The sequence below is a fragment of the Spirulina sp. CS-785/01 genome, from assembly GCF_028330525.1.
In the GTDB taxonomy this organism is placed as follows: domain Bacteria; phylum Cyanobacteriota; class Cyanobacteriia; order Cyanobacteriales; family Spirulinaceae; genus JAQMSD01.
In genome coordinates this window covers 1-18,479 of record NZ_JAQMSD010000207.1, presented here as the reverse complement: position 1 = coordinate 18,479, position 18,479 = coordinate 1, and the positions used below count along the sequence as shown (strand labels likewise).

15 protein-coding genes are annotated in these 18,479 nt (G+C 45.9%); 8 read left to right on the top strand and 7 right to left on the bottom strand.

Translation table 11 applies throughout. The features are described 5' to 3' along the window. Positions 1 to 60 precede the first annotated feature (60 nt). Positions 61 to 327 (bottom strand): Txe/YoeB family addiction module toxin, encoded by a 267-nt coding sequence (locus tag PN462_RS13445; RefSeq protein WP_272128795.1) that lies wholly within the window; start codon positions 325 to 327, stop codon positions 61 to 63. Next, positions 324 to 548, bottom strand: coding sequence for a hypothetical protein (locus PN462_RS13440; RefSeq protein WP_272128794.1), 225 nt, complete (start codon positions 546 to 548; stop codon positions 324 to 326). Before PN462_RS13440 ends, PN462_RS13445 begins: the two co-directional genes overlap by 4 nt. 322 nt (positions 549 to 870) lie before the next feature. Between PN462_RS13440 and PN462_RS13435 the strand changes: the two genes are divergently transcribed. From PN462_RS13435 to PN462_RS13410, 6 genes are all read left to right on the top strand, one after another. Beyond that, complete coding sequence (locus PN462_RS13435; RefSeq protein WP_272128793.1) at positions 871 to 1,074, top strand: hypothetical protein; 204 nt, start codon at positions 871 to 873, stop codon at positions 1,072 to 1,074. 39 nt (positions 1,075 to 1,113) lie between these two features. After that, positions 1,114 to 1,344, top strand: coding sequence for a DUF433 domain-containing protein (locus PN462_RS13430; protein ID WP_272128792.1), 231 nt, complete (start codon positions 1,114 to 1,116; stop codon positions 1,342 to 1,344). A 16-nt stretch (positions 1,345 to 1,360) separates the two neighbouring features. After that, positions 1,361 to 1,711, top strand: a complete 351-nt coding sequence (locus PN462_RS13425; protein WP_272128791.1) for a DUF5615 family PIN-like protein — start codon at positions 1,361 to 1,363, stop codon at positions 1,709 to 1,711. Between the two features lie 419 nt (positions 1,712 to 2,130). Further along, complete coding sequence (locus tag PN462_RS13420; protein ID WP_272128790.1) at positions 2,131 to 5,184, top strand: CHAT domain-containing protein; 3,054 nt, start codon at positions 2,131 to 2,133, stop codon at positions 5,182 to 5,184. 288 nt (positions 5,185 to 5,472) lie between these two features. Next, complete coding sequence (locus tag PN462_RS13415; RefSeq protein ID WP_272128789.1) at positions 5,473 to 5,850, top strand: hypothetical protein; 378 nt, start codon at positions 5,473 to 5,475, stop codon at positions 5,848 to 5,850. Further along, positions 5,850 to 7,286: a hypothetical protein gene (locus PN462_RS13410; RefSeq protein WP_272128788.1), complete on the top strand. Its 1,437-nt coding sequence runs from the start codon at positions 5,850 to 5,852 to the stop codon at positions 7,284 to 7,286. Before PN462_RS13415 ends, PN462_RS13410 begins: the two co-directional genes overlap by 1 nt. A gap of 386 nt (positions 7,287 to 7,672) precedes the next feature. On the opposite strand, the gene PN462_RS13405 is transcribed toward PN462_RS13410, so the two are convergent. Next, positions 7,673 to 9,076, bottom strand: coding sequence for a tetratricopeptide repeat protein (locus tag PN462_RS13405; protein WP_272128787.1), 1,404 nt, complete (start codon positions 9,074 to 9,076; stop codon positions 7,673 to 7,675). A 39-nt stretch (positions 9,077 to 9,115) separates the two neighbouring features. Further along, positions 9,116 to 10,240, bottom strand: coding sequence for a tRNA preQ1(34) S-adenosylmethionine ribosyltransferase-isomerase QueA (gene queA / locus PN462_RS13400; protein WP_272128786.1), 1,125 nt, complete (start codon positions 10,238 to 10,240; stop codon positions 9,116 to 9,118). Between the two features lie 185 nt (positions 10,241 to 10,425). Here queA and PN462_RS13395 point away from each other — a divergent pair, with 185 nt between their 5' ends. Beyond that, positions 10,426 to 10,815 carry a hypothetical protein gene (locus PN462_RS13395; RefSeq protein ID WP_272128785.1) on the top strand — a complete coding sequence of 130 codons (390 nt, stop codon included), beginning with the start codon at positions 10,426 to 10,428 and terminating at the stop codon, positions 10,813 to 10,815. Between the two features lie 145 nt (positions 10,816 to 10,960). Here PN462_RS13395 and PN462_RS13390 read toward each other — a convergent pair whose 3' ends face one another. Beyond that, the gene (locus PN462_RS13390) at positions 10,961 to 12,442 is read right to left on the bottom strand and encodes a septal ring lytic transglycosylase RlpA family protein (RefSeq protein ID WP_272128784.1); all 1,482 of its coding nucleotides are present in this window, start codon (positions 12,440 to 12,442) and stop codon (positions 10,961 to 10,963) included. A 201-nt stretch (positions 12,443 to 12,643) separates the two neighbouring features. Here PN462_RS13390 and PN462_RS13385 point away from each other — a divergent pair, with 201 nt between their 5' ends. Next, entirely contained in the window at positions 12,644 to 13,528 is an 885-nt protein-coding gene (locus tag PN462_RS13385; protein ID WP_272128783.1) for a PhzF family phenazine biosynthesis protein, read from the top strand. Positions 13,529 to 13,789: 261 nt separating this feature from the next. On the opposite strand, the gene PN462_RS13380 is transcribed toward PN462_RS13385, so the two are convergent. Beyond that, positions 13,790 to 17,209 (bottom strand): PAS domain S-box protein, encoded by a 3,420-nt coding sequence (locus PN462_RS13380; RefSeq protein ID WP_272128782.1) that lies wholly within the window; start codon positions 17,207 to 17,209, stop codon positions 13,790 to 13,792. 360 nt (positions 17,210 to 17,569) lie between these two features. Then, positions 17,570 to 18,364, bottom strand: a complete 795-nt coding sequence (locus PN462_RS13375) for a glutathione S-transferase (RefSeq protein ID WP_272128781.1) — start codon at positions 18,362 to 18,364, stop codon at positions 17,570 to 17,572. Positions 18,365 to 18,479 lie beyond the last annotated feature (115 nt).

Genomic DNA, 18,479 nt, shown 5'->3' with positions numbered 1-18,479 from the left:
AGGGATAAGCAGACAGGAGAAACCGGGTTTCTTTCTTAACTTATGGTAAAAAACTCCATATTATTTACTATAATGATATTTACAAGCCACTATAATAATTTCTCCCTCCGTCACTTGATAAACTAAACGATGCTCATTATTAATTCGTCTTGACCAATACCCACTAAGTTCATACTTCAAAGGTTCAGGTTTCCCTAATCTCTCAAAAGGAGAACGCTCTATATCTTTAATTAACTGAAGAATTTTACGATAAATTTTTTTATCCTGTTTAACCCATTCATTAAAATCTTCAAAAGCAGAGGCTTCAAAAATAATTTGGCGACTCATTCCCACTCATCTAGATTGATTTCTACTAAGTTTTCTCGATTTTCTATATTGTGAATTGCTTGTAATAATCTTTGCTTATTTTCTGGGGATTGTAACAAATAATCTGTCTCATCTTCCTCTGAAATTATGATTTTAATAGATTTATCACCAAATTTTGCTTTCAGCATTTCTAGAAAATCACCATCTAACTCACTTGCTTTTAAATGATAAATTTGGGTCATAGTTTTAAAGTTAAAAGATTCCTTTTCTCTATTGTAGGAGAACTGTGGGTTAAAATCCAAGGCTGAGAGCGAAACCCTCCTAAAGCCTTGGGTTCAAACCCAAGGCTAAGAGCAAAAGACCGTTAAAACGGGTTAGTTGCTTGAGTGTTTTTCCCCTTACGTTGGGATTGAGAAACCCGGTTTCTTTCAGAGGTTTGAGTGAAAGAACATAACTAACCACAGAAACCGGGTTTCTTCGCTATATCTAAATTAGCTGAGTTGGGCAGGACTCGCGCTATTTGTTAAGAGGGTTAAGGCTTGGGGGACTTCCACGGAGGTTTCCTTGCGTTACAATGAACCAGAGTCTCTCTGTCCTCTCTGCATTTCTCTGGCGATGAACTGGTTTAAATGGTTTCGTAAACCCCAACCCCAAGACCCCCCCCAACCTGTGGATATGGATGACTTTGTAGCTGAGTTGTTAAGGCTGGTGAAACGGGGAATGACGCGAGATGATATTCTACAGGTGTTAGAGTCGCGCCATGTATAATATAAAACGATTTTTTACGAAACCAGAGGCAAGAAAATCATGCAAAACTCTTTAAATCGTATTACCTTTAATCGTAATATTTTAGGCGGAAAACCCATTATTCGTAACTTACGCATTTCTGTCGCTATGATTCTAGAATTACTCGCAAAGGGAGCAACACAAAAGGAGATTTTAGAAGATTATCCAGAATTAGAAACTGAAGACATTGAAGCGGCAATCACCTATGCTTATTTTTTGGTCAATAATGAAGAAGTCATAGAGCGAAAATAAATATTGAAATGATTGCATGAAGTTTTTAATTGATGTCAACGCCAGTCGCACATTAGGATTGTGGTTAGTTAATGCGGGATATGATGTTGCTTATGTGAGTGATATTAATCCAGAAATGACTGATGAAGCTATCTTGGTCTGGGCAGTGATAGAAAAGCGCATTATTCTGACTACAGATAATGATTTTGAACAAATGATTTGGCAAAATAATCAAAAGCATTATGGTGTAATTCGTTTAGAAAATTTACCTAGACAAGAAAGACAAGAGTTACTTGCAGAAGTATTGGCAAATTATAGTCAAGATTTACAAAACGGGGCGATTATTATTGCACTCACCAATAAAATAAGAATTCGTCGTTTTCCGTAAATTATTACCTAGAGTCTTGGGTTCAAACCCAAGGCTAAAAGCAAAAACCCGTTTTAACGGGTTAGTTGATTGAGTGTTTTTCCCCTTACGTTGGGGTTGAGAAACCCGGTTTCTTTCAGGAGTTTAGGTAAAAAAACATAACCTATCGCAGAAACCGGGTTTCTTCGCTTACACAGGGATTGAGAAACCCAATTTCTTTCACTTACACAGAGGTTGAGAAACCCGGTTTCTTTCAGGAGTTTAGGTAAAAAAACATAACCTATCGCAGAAACCGGGTTTCTTCGCTATAGCTAAATTAGCTGAGTTGGGCAGGACTCGCGCTGTTTGTTAAGAGGGTTAACGCTTGGTGTACTTCCACGGGGGTTTCCTCGCGTTACAATGAACCAGAGTCTCTCTGTCCTCTCTGCATTTCTCTGGCGATGAACTGGTTTAAATGGTTTCGTAAACCCCAACCCCAAGAACAACCCCCCCAACCTGTGGATATGGATACCTTTGTGCCTCGGTTGCTAAAGCTGGTGAAGCAGGGGATGACGCGAGATGCTATTCTGCGGGTGTTAGCGTCGCGCCAGGTGACGGAGGGGGAGTTGGCGGCATGGTTGCGGCAACGGGATACGGTGGATGAGGAGGGGTTGCGGCAGTTGGGTGAGAGGGTTGGGGGGGAGTTGGAGGAGGGGGTGCAAGAGATACTTAGTGAGTCGTCGGGGAGTTATGAAGAAATAAGCGATAATTCTTCAATCACTGAAGGGTCTGAAGTCAAAAAGTTGTACGAGTTATTAGACACCATTAATTCTAATAATTCTCAGTCACAAAAACCGCCTTCTAACGTGAGGAGTGGGTTGCAGCAGTTGGGTGAGAGGTTTGAGGGGGAGTTGGGGGAGGTGGTGCAAGAGATATTAGCGAACCGGGATCAATCCTCTGTTAATGGTGAACAGGACGGGGTTCAATCTTCACAATCTGGGAATGACAGTGAGGCAAAATCTTGGTTTAATCGAGGAAATCAGCAATTTAGGGCTGGTGATTTTTCAGGTGCAGTCGCCTCTTATGACCAAGCCTTGACTCTTAATCCCCAAGACCATCTGGCATGGCACAACCGAGGGGCTGCGCTAGATGATTTAGGAAGAAAAGAAGAAGCGATCGCCTCTTATGACCAAGCCTTGACTCTTAATCCCCAATTCCATCTGGCATGGTACGGACGAGGGAATGCTGCTGCCAGTTCTCCCCACTTTAACCCCCAATCCCAACAAAACTTTTTATTTTATTTCCCCTCCCCTGTTCACTTCTCCACCTCCACCCTTGCAACCCCCAAAACCAACCGCCTCTTATCCTCCCTCGGACAATACCAACCCCTCCTCCTTGAACCCTTCAACCCCCCCCAACCCCATCAAAACTTCTCGACTCAATTCCACACCTCCCTGCAACAAAGCCAAGAGACACTCCGCCAAACCTTCGCCAACTCCCCAAAAATTCTCGAAACTCTCACCCTCCCCTCCTTAGAAGACCTACAACAAAGCCTCAGCATATCTTCCACCGAACTCCTCAAGGCCATCCAAACCCCTCGCCCCCTCAACCCAGACCAACTCACCCCAACTCCCGAACAACTACAAAACCTCAAAACCATCACTCAACAACCCCCCTCCCAACCAATCATTACTACTCTCTACCAAACCGCCCAAAACCACTTCAACCTTACCCACCCCGAACTCAACCAACGGGGGTTCTGGGGAAAAATAAACAGCCTACAATTCCCCCTCACCCATAACCTCATCCGTCCCGACACCCACCCCGAAGCATGGGGCTTTCTACACCATCAACTCGGCAAAGCCTACTTAAAACAAAGTTTCACCCCCTCTCAACACCCCTCAGACCGAGACTTAAACTTATCCAAACGAGACTGTTGGCGCAAAGCCAAAACCCACTACAAACAAGCCCTGCAAACCCTCACCTTCGAGCAATCCCCCAAACAACACCTGCAAGTCCTAAAAGACCTAATCCAAGTCTGCCAACTCCTCCAAGACCCCGAAACCGACTTCTTCCTCCAAGAAGCCACCACCCGCACAGACCGCATCCTCCGAGACCCCAACCTGCAATCCCTCATCCCCCATATCCTCCCCATTCAACAATACACCGTCGATCGCGCCGTCCAACAAAACCAACCCACCCAAGCCCTCCACCTCGCCGAAACCGCCAAAAACACCTGTCTCCGTTGGCTCTGGGGCTATGGCGAAACCCCCACCCTCAAAGACACCCACTTTCAACAACTCCTCACCCCCAACACCGCCCTCCTCTACTGGCACTATAGCCCCAACGCCCTCACCACCTTTCTCCTCCTCCCCAACCAACCCACCCCTCTCCTCATTCCCTCCCCCACCTCCAGTCTTGACCAACTCCTCGACCTGGAAAAATGGATCGAAAACTGGCACACCACCTACAACACCCACAGCAAAAAAACCCAAACCGAAAAACCCAACTCCCCTTGGCGCAACCAACTGGCCAACCAACTCCAACACCTGCACACCCTCCTCAACATCCCCGCCATTGAACAACACCTGCAAACCCACAATATCCAAACCCTCCTCCTCATCCCCCACCGGGACCTGCACCGCTTCCCCCTGCACAGTTTCTTCAACCTGCCAGCCACCTACCTCCCCAGTGCCTACCTAGCCTTCTTCGACACCCCCTTTCCCCGTCCCCTCACCACCCTCAACCTCGTCGAAAACCCCCAAAGTACCCCCACCGTCAACAATGAGAAAAAAGACCTCGCCTCCCTCCCCTACGCAGAAATCGAAGCCGCCCTCCTCCGGCACAAATTCCCCACCCCCACCAGCTTACAAAAACACCAAGCCACCCACCCCCAAACCCTCTCCCTCCTCACCACCCGGGCCCAAGTCTTCCACTTCTGCGGCCACGCCGCCTACAACGCCCAAACCCCCCTCAACTCCTGCCTATTCCTGCAAGGAGAAGACACCCTCACCCTAGAAGACATCCTCCAACAAGACCTCAACGCCTACGCCCTGGTCAGCCTAGCGGCCTGCGAAACCGCCATCACAGGCAACCACAGCATCACCGATGAATATGTGGGCTTAGTCAGTGCCTTTTTACAAACGGGAGTCACCTACGTTTTAAGCACTCTCTGGCAAGTGGAGTCTTTCGTCACCTCCCTATTTATGGTGCAGTTTTACGACACCTTACAACAGGGAACACCCCCCATCCCTGCCCTCTACCAAACCCAACAATGGTTGAAAACGGCCCAAAAACGCGACCTCCTCTCTTGGTTAGCGCGAAATATTGAGCAATTAGAGGATGATAATGAACAGGCGATGCTAGAAGACCAACAAAATAGATTAGTCAACGCCCCAGAGGGAACACCCCTTTATGCTGATCCCTATTATTGGGCAGGTTTCATCCTTGCAGGGTATGACAACTCTCCCACAACCGAAACCCAGAATACGCCTTGGGTTGAAACCCAAGGCTAATAGCTAAAACCCGTTAAAAACGGGTTGAGAAACCAACGAGACAATTAACAATTTAGCTGTTATACGACATCCGGTATCGAAAGACCCTAAAAAATCAGGAAACGCTCTCTGGGTGGGCAATGCCCACCCTACAATGATTAATACTTCACAAGGATAGTGAATATTTGGGGTGCGGATTTCGTATTATACGGTCAGGGGTGAAATAAGCTCACTTGCGAGTTTACTAGGAATGAATCAACAATATCTGAAGGCTTATAATCAAATTAGTCAGACTACCCAGCTTGTCCCATGCGAGATATCGAACTCTTAACCCTGAAAGCCTTTTTAGCTGCCCTAGACAGTCAACCCCCTCTCTCAGAGGAAGAAAAACAAACAATTCAAGACATTTTTGCAGATTTAGAGAATCGAGTGGGAGAATTACATAAGTTTGCCCACAACTCCCCCAACTTGCAAACCCCCTATAAAACCTGTCGCCAATGGTTAAGTCAAAAGGCCGCTGAGAGAGGAGTGGGAACTTTTGCCTTGCCCGACTCAACCCCAGAAGTCAGACCTCTAGAAAGGGAGAATTTGGTTAGACCGTTAACAGAATTAGACACCATGCAAGAAACCGAAGTCAAAGAAAAAACGCAATCTTGGTTCAAATGGTTACGTGGTAAGAAAGATTAATGAATTCTAATATAAAACTACTTTATCCGACTCTTGATATTTATCTTTATGATTTAGGAGAAGGGTTAGGGGAAAAACCAGAGAAAGTTCAAGAAAACCGTAAGCAGTTTTGGCAGCGCATTTATCAGCGAGAATTAAATCAAGAAGAACTCGAAAACTATGCCAAATTAGAACAAGAACAATCAAATTATATTGAACTTTTAGGGAAACAACGCATCGAAAAGTTTAAATATCCCCTAGATGGTTATTATTATCCAGTTAAATTAGGGGATACTTATGGTTTACAATTAGACTGTTCTGGGAAAAAAAACTGGCTACATAACCCTCAAAATGTAGGAGTTTTTACAGAAATCAAGGAAATTCTGTTAGAACATCGAGGAGAAGCAGGTCAACTTGGTGAAAGTTGGCTAATGTGGGGACAATTAACGAAACGAATTCCTGAACAAGAGTTAGAACAAATTGCTAGAGATTGTCTGAAACAAATTAACATTGAACCGTACCCCAATTGGAACTCTCCAACCGAAAATAAAGACAACAAAGGGCTTTTCAAAAAGACTAACTTTAAAAATCAAGGAACATTTAAAGATGCGACTCTCTTTGAACTCTGGCAACCTCCTCCCTCTAACCAACATATTTTAGTTATTTTATTTCCAGAGTTTCAAAAATATGAATATGTTGTTGCTACAATTGAGCCACTTTATAAACAATTAATACAATTATTTTATTATCGCAATAAAATTATCTGGATATATCAAAAAACACGGGAAATTAAAGAAAAGTTAAAAGATGATGCAACGGAAATTCAAGAGATTGTTGATCATTTACCACAACAAATCAAAGATTCTCCTCTGAATTTACAGAAATTACAAGAAAATCTAACAGAAGCCTTGAAAAAATACTCATTGTATGGTGCTAATTTAAGATATTTGCAAGAACACCGTTATGCGATTGAAGTCAATGCGGAAAATTATAAAATTCGTTTAGCGCGAATGAAAGAACTCGATCCCAATTGTGATTTAGAGTTTTTACGAGACTTTCAAGATTATACGTTTGAGAAATATCTCCCTCAAGTGATCAATGATTACAATAGTTTGAGTGCAGGATTACAATTACTCGATCATGCTAGTAAAACTCTAGAGGGGATTATACAACTTGAACAGGCGAAGCGCGATCGCAACCTCAACAAAACCATTTTTGCTGTCAGTGCTGGAATTGGCACGGCCTCGGCATCTGCTTCTTCTATGGCTAACTTTGCAGAAAGAATCATTACTCAAGGACACCCCCCCCAAAAACCCGCTTCAGTTTCCCATCTTTGGGCGAGTTATAGTTTGGCTTTTTTCTTGAGTTTAGGTGTAGGATTAGTGTTTACTTTGGGAACAGGGGCAATTTTACAACTGCCTTGGAAACAGTGGTTGGCTCGACTGAGAGGGCAATAAAGCCTTGGGTTGAAACCTCGGTCAAAGTGGCTGTGAAGAAAGATTGTTTACGCTTTTATTTACAATTTAGAAAATGGTTTATTATTGCTGGTTATGAGTACCCCCATCACCCTCCATCTTCCGGATAATCTCTATCAAGAAGTAAAGCCTTGGGTTTCAACCCAAGGCTAAGAGCGAAAACCCGTTAAAACGGGTTATTCTACTGAGAAACTTGGTTTCTTGTTTAACTTTGGATGAGATTATCACACTTTAATCAGGGCTAAAGCCCTGACTACGAACTTGCCCTGACTACGAACTAGATTAGCTACGGGTTTTAACCTTTGGTGGACTTACTTTGATTTGGGCTAAAACTTTGATTACGAATGGGAGGGTCGATGAGAAAATTGCTAACCAAAGTCTGGGGTTTCTAGGAAAAAGGGTTCATTGTCTTCGGTGGGGGTGGGTTCGGTGGGGGTGGGGTCTTCGGGGGAGAAGGGTTCAATTTCGTTGTTTGGGGGGTCTAGGGGGTCATTGGGAGTAGTGTTTTCGGGGTCGTTGGGTTCAATGGTTTCTGTTTCGTTGGGGGAGTCTTCGGGTTGCGGAATGCTGGGGATTACGGTGTCTTGTAAATAGATTGATACTTCTTCGACCATTTCCCCGTTGCCTTGGTTTCGGTAGAGTTCGATCGCTTGTTCTAAAGTTGCGATCGCATCGTCATACTGCTGAGTTTTGTAATAGCACACCCCCATATTGTAAAACGCATCCGCCAATACCGGATTCAACCGTAACGCCTCTTGATAACTGGCAATAGCCTCCTCACAGCGATTCTGATCTTGATAGGCGATCCCCAAATTATAAAAATTGCTCGGTTTTTCCGGAACTAACAGCACCGCCTGTTCTAACGCCTGAATAGCCCCCCCAGTGTCTCCCGTCTCAATGCGAGCGGCCCCCATCTGTTCGTAGGCTTCCGCATTGTTGGGATCAAGTTCCGTGGCCCGGGCAAAACGTCCGGCGGCGGCCCTGGGATTCTCTAATTGGGCATAAACTAAGCCTAAATGATACTGAGCTTGGGCATTTTCTGGGTCGAGGGTGGTGGCCCGTCCTAGGGCATCTCTGGCGGGTTCTAACTCTCCCTGACGGGCATAGAGCAAACCTAGCTGATAATATGCCTCGGCAAAATCGGGATCAGCCGCTACCGCATCTTGAAAAAGTGCGATCGCTTCCTGAGAAGCCCCCTGACGAGACACAATCAACCCCAAATTATAAGCTGCTTGGGCATTCTCTGGCCGTAACAGCAAGGTCTCCCGATATGCCTCACTGGCTTGGTCATAATTCCCCAACGCATCCAGAGCTAGGGCCAAATTATAATACCCTGATGCAAATTTAGGAGACAGAACCGTCGTTCGTTGAAAATGGGGAACAGCCTCCGCCAACTGTCCTTGGCGAAAATAAGCTACCCCCAGATTGTATTGCGCCACCGCCAGCGACGGTTCTAACCCCGTCGCACGGGAGTATTGGTCGATTGCCTCCTCAACCTCCCCCTGCTGCATCAAACTATTCCCCAGCATATAGTAGCTCATGGCCATAAGCGGGTCGTAGCGCAAGGCTTGGCGGAAGGCAATCTCCGCCTCCGCAAACAATTGTTGCTGGTACTGCATCACCCCTTTTTGAAAGAGGGTGGCAGCATCCAAATCGTTGGTGTACAGTCCATCGAGGACTTGTTTCGGGTGGGCAATGACCGGGGGAGCAAAAGTGAGTAATGCAACCCCGATACTGGTCAAAACGCCGAGTCCTCTTCTGCGGTATGACATGATCACTAATCGTGTTTAGCCTGGTTGGTGTGCTTTTTCCTAGGGTCTCGCCTCTGCCTCAGTGGCCGATTCGGTTTGCACGGCATCGGGCAAAATCAGCATAGCATCTCCAAAGGAATAAAAGCGGTATTGTTCCGCGATCGCTTCTTGGTACAAGGCCAACAAACGCTCTCGGCCCACCAAAGCACTAATCATAATCAGTAAACTCGATCCCGGCAAATGGAAATTGGTGATCATACCATCGACCACCTGCCATTCATACCCCGGATAAATAAACAAATTGGTTGATCCCGTAAAGGGTTGAGTTAACTGACCATTTTGTTGTTGGGCCGCTCCCTCTAGGGCGCGAGCCACCGTTGTTCCAACAGCAATCACCCGTCCCCCCGCAGCTTTCGTTTCTTGAATTTGCTGCACGGTTTTCGAGTTAATGCTGAACCATTCGTCGTGCATTGTGTGCTGACTAATATCTTCCGACTCCACTGGCCGAAATGTTCCCACCCCCACATGAAGGGTGAGTTGGCTTTGGGTAATACCTTGAGCGGTCAAGGTCGCCAACAAGTCTTCGGTGAAATGGAGACCCGCCGTTGGTGCGGCGGCTGAACCGTCCACTTCGGCGTAAACGGTCTGATATTGGTCTGGACTGGCTTCAGAGTCGGTCACATAGGGGGGAAAGGGAATTTCCCCCACCTGAGCCACCAATTCCATCAGGGACTCGCCAGAGGGGACTTGAAATTCAAGATAACGGCCCCCCGTCTGCTCATCCCGAGCAATGACCTTGGCCCAAAGGCCAACGTCGGCTTCACTTTCTGGCACATTGGGTGGGGTGAACAGAACTTGCGTGCCGATTTTAAACCGTTTCCCCGGTTTGACCAGACACAGCCAGCAATTTTCTGACTGTTCCCGCAACATCAAAATTTCTACGGGTGCCCCGGTGGACTTCCGTCCGTAGAGGCGGGCCGGTAAAACACGGCTATTGTTTAAAACGAGCAAATCCCCTGGCCTGAGCCAGTTGGGGAGATCATAGAAATGATGATGGGAATGAGTCGTAGGAGACTCGACCACCAACAAACGAGAATGATCTCTGGGAACTACCGGAGTTTGTGCAATCAACTCCTTGGGTAGTTCATACTGATAGCTGGATAAAAGTCGATCCGTCGAGGTCATTAATCCGCGAGGGTCTATTGTCAATAGCAATTTTAGGCCAGTGGGTACAATTCTTTACGACAAATTGGGTAATTTCCCCCATTTTCTTTGGGTGAGATGGGGGGGATCGCCCCTTAGCAAGCGGTGTTCCCATGGGAGACACTATAAGTAAGACAAACTTAATGTGCTAACTGCCTGAATCAATTATGTATTACCTCTACTTCCTCGCCAATGCCAGTTTAACTCTCCGCGTGACCGAATACCTCCGCTCGGCTTCTCATCTCGCTGTAGAATTTATTACCGTTGTTCACCAGATTGACGGTTGGGTGATCAGAATTAAAGTCAGTGACTCCATAACCCCCCAAGCTCACGGTAATTTTGTCGCCTATCTCAATGAGCTTGGAATCCCCTACGAACCGGATATTCGCGTCCAAATGGCGTTATGGAGTCTGGAAACGGGACAATCCCCCATTAATGTGATGCGTCGCTACCAAGTTGCAGTGGTGTCCCATGGTATTCCCGATAGTGCCGATATTGAGGCATTCCGTCAACAATTCACTAAAGGATTAGGGTATTGTCCGGAAACTCTAGCATAGAGGGAGGCTAATGATTCAGCATAAAGATTTAATGATCCTACCAAATGAATACAAAGCTCTGGGGAAATTGCAACGGCAATTTCCCCATTTTTAAGGTTGCCCATTTTTAAGGTTGTTAGTTGTTTAAAACCTGAATGATCCACTCTCAAGGAGCTTCCATCACTACAGCGCGATAGGGGACAACCCCCGACGATTTACTGTCTAAACACCGGGCCACCCCACGGGAGAGATCGAGGGTTCTAGGATGGACATAGGGACCGCGATCGTTAATTCTGACAATAATTGACTCCTTACTTTCTAAATTCGTTACCTTGAGATAGGTATTAAAGGGGAGATAGGGATGGGCCGCTGTGAAGGCTTCTTGATTGTAGGTTTCGCCATTGGCCGTTAAACGACCATGAAAATAAGGCCCGTACCAAGACGCATAACCGCGAAACTCTTGGTTGGTTTCTACAACACCATACATTTTTTGCTGCGCTTTCACTAATTCCAAGGGAGGCCCCTCTAACGCGGTGCGTAAATTATTGACCCAGTTGATCACCAAGAGTTCTTTATTGGTGTCTTCATCGCGCAAGATCACATCATTGACTCGAAATAATAAGCGATCGCCATGAAAAATGGCAGGTTCTCCCCCCATTAACCCCGGTTGGAGATGATCCGGTTGAAAATCAGGCTGATTTAGCGTGGTTTGGAGACGTTTAGCCATCAAGTCGAGAACTGCGCGATTTTTCAGTTCTAGAATAGTTTTACCGTTGACTAACAATTTAAAGGCTACAACAGAGAACTCCTCCCCGGAGGAAGGAGTTGTCCAATGGGCATATTCCACTGACGGATTCCACACTTCCCAATGGGTGAGGGGTTGATAGTCATATTGGAGAGAATGTAACCGGGTTTCGGGGTGAGGTGGGTTAACCGCTTTGATCTCAATTTGGGGACGACTGGGAGGTTTTTGGGTTAATCCTGCCGCTTGGAGAAGACTGCTTAAAATCTTCACTAATCGCTGTTTTAACCCCACTGGGGTGTAAGTTTGGGGAGACAAAGTGGGATCACTCACAGGCGATCGCGCGGTTTCTCCCGCTCCTCTGGAACGGTATTCTCTCTCCTGAGAGACTGTGGCCAAGTTGGGGTCAGAAAACCCTTCCGCCGGACGAGAGACAAATCCTGTGGAGTAGTCTCCGGAAAAACTCGCCAATTCTGCCGCTTCTTGAGCAATTCTCCCCCCTTGTCCCCTTTCTGAAGGGGTGGGACAAAATTGGTGGGGGGGACGATCTTCCCACACTAGGGTTTTCCCTTGTAAATGGGGGTTGGGGTGAAACAGAGGACTGGGGGTTTCCTCTTGCTGTGGGAGGGATTGCTCGTCATGTCCCTGGTTTTCCTCTCTTAATGGGTCATGGGAAGTTGCTTTGGGGAAGGTTTCCCCATGATACTGGGGATGATATCCCAAAGAACTTCCCACGAGGATTCCGGATGCCCACGCAGCATCCCATGAGAGGGAGTCCCCGCTATCTTCTCGGAACATACGGGGTTGGGCGATGGCGGAACGCTCTGCTAATTTGAGTAAACTAGGACTCACTACTAGAGCGAAACCGAGACAGGATGTGAACCAGGCACGTTTGAAAATGAACATGAGCCATTTTCTTAGAATTGACGTTAATGAAACTTAAAATGCTGTTTCAGTATACATAATTATTTTGGGATCGCGGGCAATTCTTGAAAATTTCTTCCCAACTCCCTTGACAAATAACCCTAAACCTTAAACAAGTTGGGGGTTTTGGGGATCACCCAATTGGGTGATTTTGGGGATCACACAGATTCAGAGAGGATTATTATGTCTTTACCCTTTTTTATTGTTGATGTTTTTGCCGTTGAATCATTGACCGGAAATCCGTTAGCGGTGGTTCTGGATGAAGGAAAATTAGATGAGTCAAAAATGCTCGCGATCGCACGAGAAATGAACTATTCAGAAACCACCTTCATTCGGTCAACTGATCCCCAAAACGGGGGCTATCCAGTCCGCATTTTTACCCCAACCAAAGAGCTTCCCTTTGCCGGCCATCCCACCCTAGGCACAGCTTATATTTTATTACAAAACCTCCTCAATCAACCCCTAGAAAATCTCAAGCTAAACTTACCCGTAGGACAAATTCCCGTTCGCGTAAACCGCGATGAACAGGGTAATCTCTTGCTTTGGATGCAGCAAAACTCACCCAATTTTTACGACAATTTCAACCCCCATGAAATTGCCGAAATTTTAGGGATTTCTCCAGGCCAAATTGATTATCGTTTCCCCATTCAAGCCGTTTCCACCGGAATTCCTTTTATTATTGTACCCCTAAAAAATCTCCAAGCCGTTAAAGATAGTAAAATTCAACGGGAGCAATATTTTGATTGGATTCAAGATAAACGAGCGCAAGAAATTCTAGTTTTTTCCCCTGAAACCTACAACCCCCAACATCAGTTAAATGTTCGTGTTTTTGCCGAAGCCATTGGCATTCCTGAAGACCCTGCCACCGGAAGCGCGAATGGTTGTTTAGCGGCCTATTTATCCCAACACAATTATTTTGGGACTCCGGATTTTGACATTCAAGTTGAACAAGGCTATGAAATCAATCGGCCTTCTTTACTATATTTAAAGACCGATATTGCAGCAACAAAAATTCAAGTTTTTGTCGGCGGAAAAGTGCTATTAGTCGCCCAAGGTGAATTAGTATAATGCCTTAGCTTCAAACAGTTACCTCACTCGTTGAAGGTTTTTAACATACCCTGACGGTGTAATCCCTGAATCGACAAAATTTTCTTGTTACTTAACCCGTTTTAACGGGTTTCAACTATTAGCCTTGGGTTAAAACCCAAGGCTTAAAAAGCTCGTAGGACGCACTTTAGTTCGTCCAGAATTTTGGCGTAGAAAAAAGTCATACATTGTTTCTACAATTCCGTTTAAAAAATGCCCTAATTGATCACTAATCATTAATTATTAATCTTCCCGTGATATCAACAACAACCCTTGCACTCGACGGGCCAATTCATTCAGTTTAACGGGTTTAGTGAGATAGTCATTCGCCCCAGCCACCAAACAACGCTCTTGATCTTCTGGCATCGCTAACCCCGTTAATGCCATAATGGGAATTTGCGCCAATTGGGGATTCTGACGAATAATCCTTATCGCTTCTAACCCATCCATCTCCGGCATTTGAATATCCATGAGGATAGCATCTGGGAGAGATGACTCCGCTTGAGTAATCGCCTCTTTTCCATTACTTGCTACAATTAGACGATAGCCTTTAGCCTCTAAATAACTAACAAAGGTACTACAATTCGCTTCATTATCATCAGCAATTAAAATTAAAGGAGGCTTGTCTTCTTGAGGAGAACTTCCGGGCATTTCTACCGCAGAAGACAAGACAAAAGAACGACTAGCCGGAGAAATAGGGGGAGACGGCAAAGTGATAGTAAAACAACTCCCTACCCCCACTTCACTACTCACGTTAACCTCTCCCCCATGCAGATCAATAATTCGTTTCACTAAAGACAATCCTAACCCCGTGCCTTCATATTTTCGATTTAAGGCACTATCAATTTGGACAAAGGGTTGAAAGAGTTTCGGTAAATGTTCCGATGCAATGCCAATCCCGGTATCCCTGACCACAATTTCCACATAATCCTGTAACGGCGTTTCTACGGTGATCTTCGTCCCTAGAGGCTTCTCTAAAGCCGGGACATACCGGGCATCAAGATTAATTGTCCCCCCCTCTGGGGTAAATTTCACCGCATTATTAAGTAAATTAATTAAAACTTGGCGAATGCGCTTGGCATCCACCAGTAACTCCGGGAGATAAGGCGGCACATTCACCTCTAGTTTGAGGCGTTTTTTGTGGGCTTGCCGTTTCACAAAGGTTAAACTGGTTTGACACAGAGAAACCACCGAGGTGGGGTGACAGTCAATGGTCATTTCTCCCGATTCAATTTTGGCCAAGTCTAAAATTTCGTTGATTAATTCCAATAAATGGGTCCCACTCCGTTCAATGGTGTTTAAAGCGTTCAGTTGTCGCTCATTCAACGACCCAAAAATTTGCTCCTGTAGGGTTTCTGTCATCCCCAGGATGGCATTGAGAGGGGTACGCAGTTCATGGCTCATATTCGCCAAAAATTCGTCTTTGAGACGGGTGGCCCGGAGGAGTTCTTCATTAGTTTTTTGTAGTTGCAGTTCTGCTTGTTTGCGCTTAGTAATATCTAACCCAACCCCTAAAATTTGCGCTGGACTGCCATCAGGGTTACGGTTTAACACCACTTCACGGGAATAGGCCAGGAGTAAAGAGCCATCTTTACGTATCATGGTGTAATCTAGCTCAAAAATTTTTCCCTCTCGATCTGCCTTAATTTGCTGATCATGAGCTTGCAAATACTCGAAGTAGTCGGGATGATAAATAGTGGCGAGTAAATCTTCCCCTAGGGCTTCAAGTTCTTCTAGGGAATAGCTGAGGGATTCTTCATAGGCTTGGTTGCCAAAAATGATCTTGCCAAGATTAATGTCATAGACAAAAATCCCCATGGGGGCAAGGTCCATAATAGCCCGGCGAAAGGCTTCGCTGCGTTGGCGTTCGGTGATGTCTCGTAAAATGCTCCAAGTGGCAACGGGTTTGTTGTTGGCAAAGCGACAGTTAACCCCTCCTTCAACGATAATGGCTTGGCCAGTTTTGCTGATGAGGGTAATTTCGACTTTTTCAACGGTGGATAATGTCCCCGCTTGCATCTGGGTAATAATGTTTTGACAGTAGGGTTGGCAGTCGGGGTGGAGAATATCAAAGAGGTTGAGGGTTTCGACTTCTTCGGGGGTATAACCGAGAACCTCTCGCCAAGCGCGGTTGACGTATTCAAAGCGTCCGGTTTCTAGGGAGACACTTTGGATTAAGTCGTGGGCATTATCAAAGAAGTCTTGGAGTTCGGTTTCTCGTTTGCGGAGTTTGGCGGTTCGTTGCGTAACTTGGGTTTCGAGTTTTTGGTTGAGTTGTTGGAGTTTTTGGTTGATTTCTTCGAGTTGGATAATGGCCTGTTGTCGTTCGAGTTCGGCTTTTTTGCGATCGCTGATATCTCGAATCCCTCCCACCATGCGCACGGGGTTGCCCTGTTCATCCCAAATCGCTTGGCCTTGGGTGTGTATCCAAATATAATGTCCGTCTTGGTGTTGGACTCGGATTTCTGCATTGTAGGGCTGATTCCCTTGTAGGTGTTGTTCCATGACTTTTTGCAGGTGAGCCGCGTCTTCGGGGTGAACGAAGGTTAAGGCTTCTTGTAAACTCAGCCTATTGGGGTTGTGAGAGGGGTAGCCTAAAATTTCCCAGTAGCGGTCGGAGACAATGGTTTCATTGGTGACAATATTCCATTCCCAAACTCCTTCTCTAATGGTGTCTAAGATGAAGCTGTAACGCTGGTTGAGAGTCTGAAGGTCTGCTTCGATCTGTTTTCGTTTGCTGATATCAATAATTGTGCCAATATAGCCAATGATCTTCCCTTCTAAGTCTCGTTCGGTGGTGGCTTGGCCATAGACCCAAACCACTGTACCATCAGGCCGAATAAAGCGGCATTCGATTTGAAAGAGGTGGTTTTCGCGGAGGGCTTCTTGCCACTGGGCAATGACGTGCGGTTGATCTTCGGGGTGTAAGCCTTGTTGCCATTTTTTGCCCATGCAGTCTTTTAGGGGATAGCCAAGGATGGCACAATACCGTTCATTGGCATAAATACAGTCTCCGTGGGCATTGGCGTGAAAAATGCCGACTGGGGCCGCTGCGGCCAGACTGGCGTAGCGTTGTTCACTTTGACGGAGACGGATTTTGGTTTGCTGGAGTGCGATCGCTTCTTTTACGGATAATTGGGCGATCTCGTTCTCTTTTTCGTCTGTCTGTTGGGGATAGGTGCGGGTCAGGTGACAAGTTAGGGCCACTTGCCGTAAACTTTCGTAGGTGATCAGACCAACGAGGTGATCTTGTTCGTTTAAGATGGGCAAATGGCGGATTTGGTGATCCTGAAAGCGTTGGAGGACTGCAAAGATATCGGTTAAGGCAAGTTCATTGAGGGTAATCACCGGATGACTCATGACTGAGGCCATGGTTAGTTCTTGGAGGGGGTGTTGTTGGAGACTGAGACGGATAATATCCCCTTCTGTAAAAATACCAACGACTTGCTCCTGTTTCAGAACCAAGACACAACTAGAGCGAGCTTGTTGGTGAAAGTCATCGAGTTGACTGCCTTCGCTATCGGTGATGATGCGACAGGATTGGACTTGATTCATTCGTGCGATCGCATCACTCACTAGGGTATCGGGTGAGACAATTAAGGGATTACGGGTAATCAGAGATTGAATTTCTAAAGGGGTAAGCGGAGTCGCACGGGGAAACATAAGTTGGCAAAATTAAGATATCTTTAATTATTACTTACATTTCTTTATATTGTCAGTTGTGGAATATGCGGAAAACTCAGAGACCAAGAAAAAGTAAGTCTCTTTTCTCTATCCGACTCTAGAAACCGTTCATAAAACATCCCTACCGAGGCCGACAGCTTTTTCAAGATATTGGTTCATGTCTCTTCATGTTTCCGATACTCCTGATGCTCCCCCATCAGAGAATAGAGAAAAAACAATAGAGAATAGAGAAAAATTTACAGACTACTCACTACTTACATCTCCCCCATCTCCCCCATCTCCCATCTCCCCTACCTCCCTAGGGGCAATCGCTCACAATTGCCCCTATTTTAAAGGGAATTATTCGATTTCGATATTAGTCGGAGAAGACTCAGACGAAGGAGTAGAAGGAGTAATAGGAGTCCGGAAAGAGCGATACAAGCGATCGCGCCACTCGAAAAACGTCTCATAGGCCGGATTATCCGCAATCCCCGGAATACCTTTCCCCTGTAAATCATCGGGAATATCTAAATAATTCCCATCGGGGAATTTCAACACCATACTCAACCCAGCAACCGCAAAATCCGCCAGAGTCGGAGTATCTCCAATCAAATAAGGTTGGTCTTCTAACAACAAACAAAGGGCTTCTAAATCCTGTTTAATGCCCATTTCTGCATCTTTAACAGCCTCACCCCCTAGACCAACACCAGACCCTAACACATCTAACACATCTCCTGGCACAGCCTCAACCAAATTTTTCAGAAAATCCGGCACATCGGGAGGAAGAATCGACTTGCGGAAGGTTTGATTTTTATTCACTGCTCCCACTAACGCTTTGCGGCCTTTCAACCCAACGGACTCATCCGCCCATTCTTCCATCAGCAAACAAAGTCCTTTCTCTTTGGCAGATGCTGGAATAATCGGTTGATCGGGATAGTTGCGTTCCAAATACATGGCAATCTCGGTAGAGTCGCCAATATAGGTTTCTCCATCTTTAAGGACAGGGACTTGTCTGCGGCCCGCTTTCTGGAACAGTTCCACTTGTCCAACACCAGGCGTTACTTCGATTTTGCGATACTCTAGCCCCTTATAGTCCAGAATTAAGCGAATTTTCTCCGAATAATGGGAGATTTCAAACTGATATAGCTCCAGCATAAAAATATCCTGTGCGTGAAAGGGTACGGTTACAGGGTACAAGAATCTGCTCAGAAAACCCACCTTGGGGGAGTTGATAGTTGATAGGGGGGAGATGGGGGAGATGGGGGAGATG

Excerpts from the sequence above, each read along its gene's own strand:
- PN462_RS13445 (WP_272128795.1), bottom strand. The coding sequence starts at position 327 with ATGAGTCGCCAAATTATTTTTGAAGCCTCTGCTTTTGAAGATTTTAAT.
- PN462_RS13440 (WP_272128794.1), bottom strand. The coding sequence starts at position 548 with ATGACCCAAATTTATCATTTAAAAGCAAGTGAGTTAGATGGTGATTTT.
- PN462_RS13430 (WP_272128792.1), top strand. The coding sequence starts at position 1,114 with ATGCAAAACTCTTTAAATCGTATTACCTTTAATCGTAATATTTTAGGC.
- PN462_RS13425 (WP_272128791.1), top strand. The coding sequence starts at position 1,361 with ATGAAGTTTTTAATTGATGTCAACGCCAGTCGCACATTAGGATTGTGG.
- PN462_RS13420 (WP_272128790.1), top strand. The coding sequence starts at position 2,131 with ATGAACTGGTTTAAATGGTTTCGTAAACCCCAACCCCAAGAACAACCC.
- PN462_RS13415 (WP_272128789.1), top strand. The coding sequence starts at position 5,473 with ATGCGAGATATCGAACTCTTAACCCTGAAAGCCTTTTTAGCTGCCCTA.
- PN462_RS13410 (WP_272128788.1), top strand. The coding sequence starts at position 5,850 with ATGAATTCTAATATAAAACTACTTTATCCGACTCTTGATATTTATCTT.
- PN462_RS13405 (WP_272128787.1), bottom strand. The coding sequence starts at position 9,076 with ATGTCATACCGCAGAAGAGGACTCGGCGTTTTGACCAGTATCGGGGTT.
- queA (WP_272128786.1), bottom strand. The coding sequence starts at position 10,240 with ATGACCTCGACGGATCGACTTTTATCCAGCTATCAGTATGAACTACCC.
- PN462_RS13395 (WP_272128785.1), top strand. The coding sequence starts at position 10,426 with ATGTATTACCTCTACTTCCTCGCCAATGCCAGTTTAACTCTCCGCGTG.
- PN462_RS13390 (WP_272128784.1), bottom strand. The coding sequence starts at position 12,442 with ATGTTCATTTTCAAACGTGCCTGGTTCACATCCTGTCTCGGTTTCGCT.
- PN462_RS13385 (WP_272128783.1), top strand. The coding sequence starts at position 12,644 with ATGTCTTTACCCTTTTTTATTGTTGATGTTTTTGCCGTTGAATCATTG.
- PN462_RS13380 (WP_272128782.1), bottom strand. The coding sequence starts at position 17,209 with ATGTTTCCCCGTGCGACTCCGCTTACCCCTTTAGAAATTCAATCTCTG.
- PN462_RS13375 (WP_272128781.1), bottom strand. The coding sequence starts at position 18,364 with ATGCTGGAGCTATATCAGTTTGAAATCTCCCATTATTCGGAGAAAATT.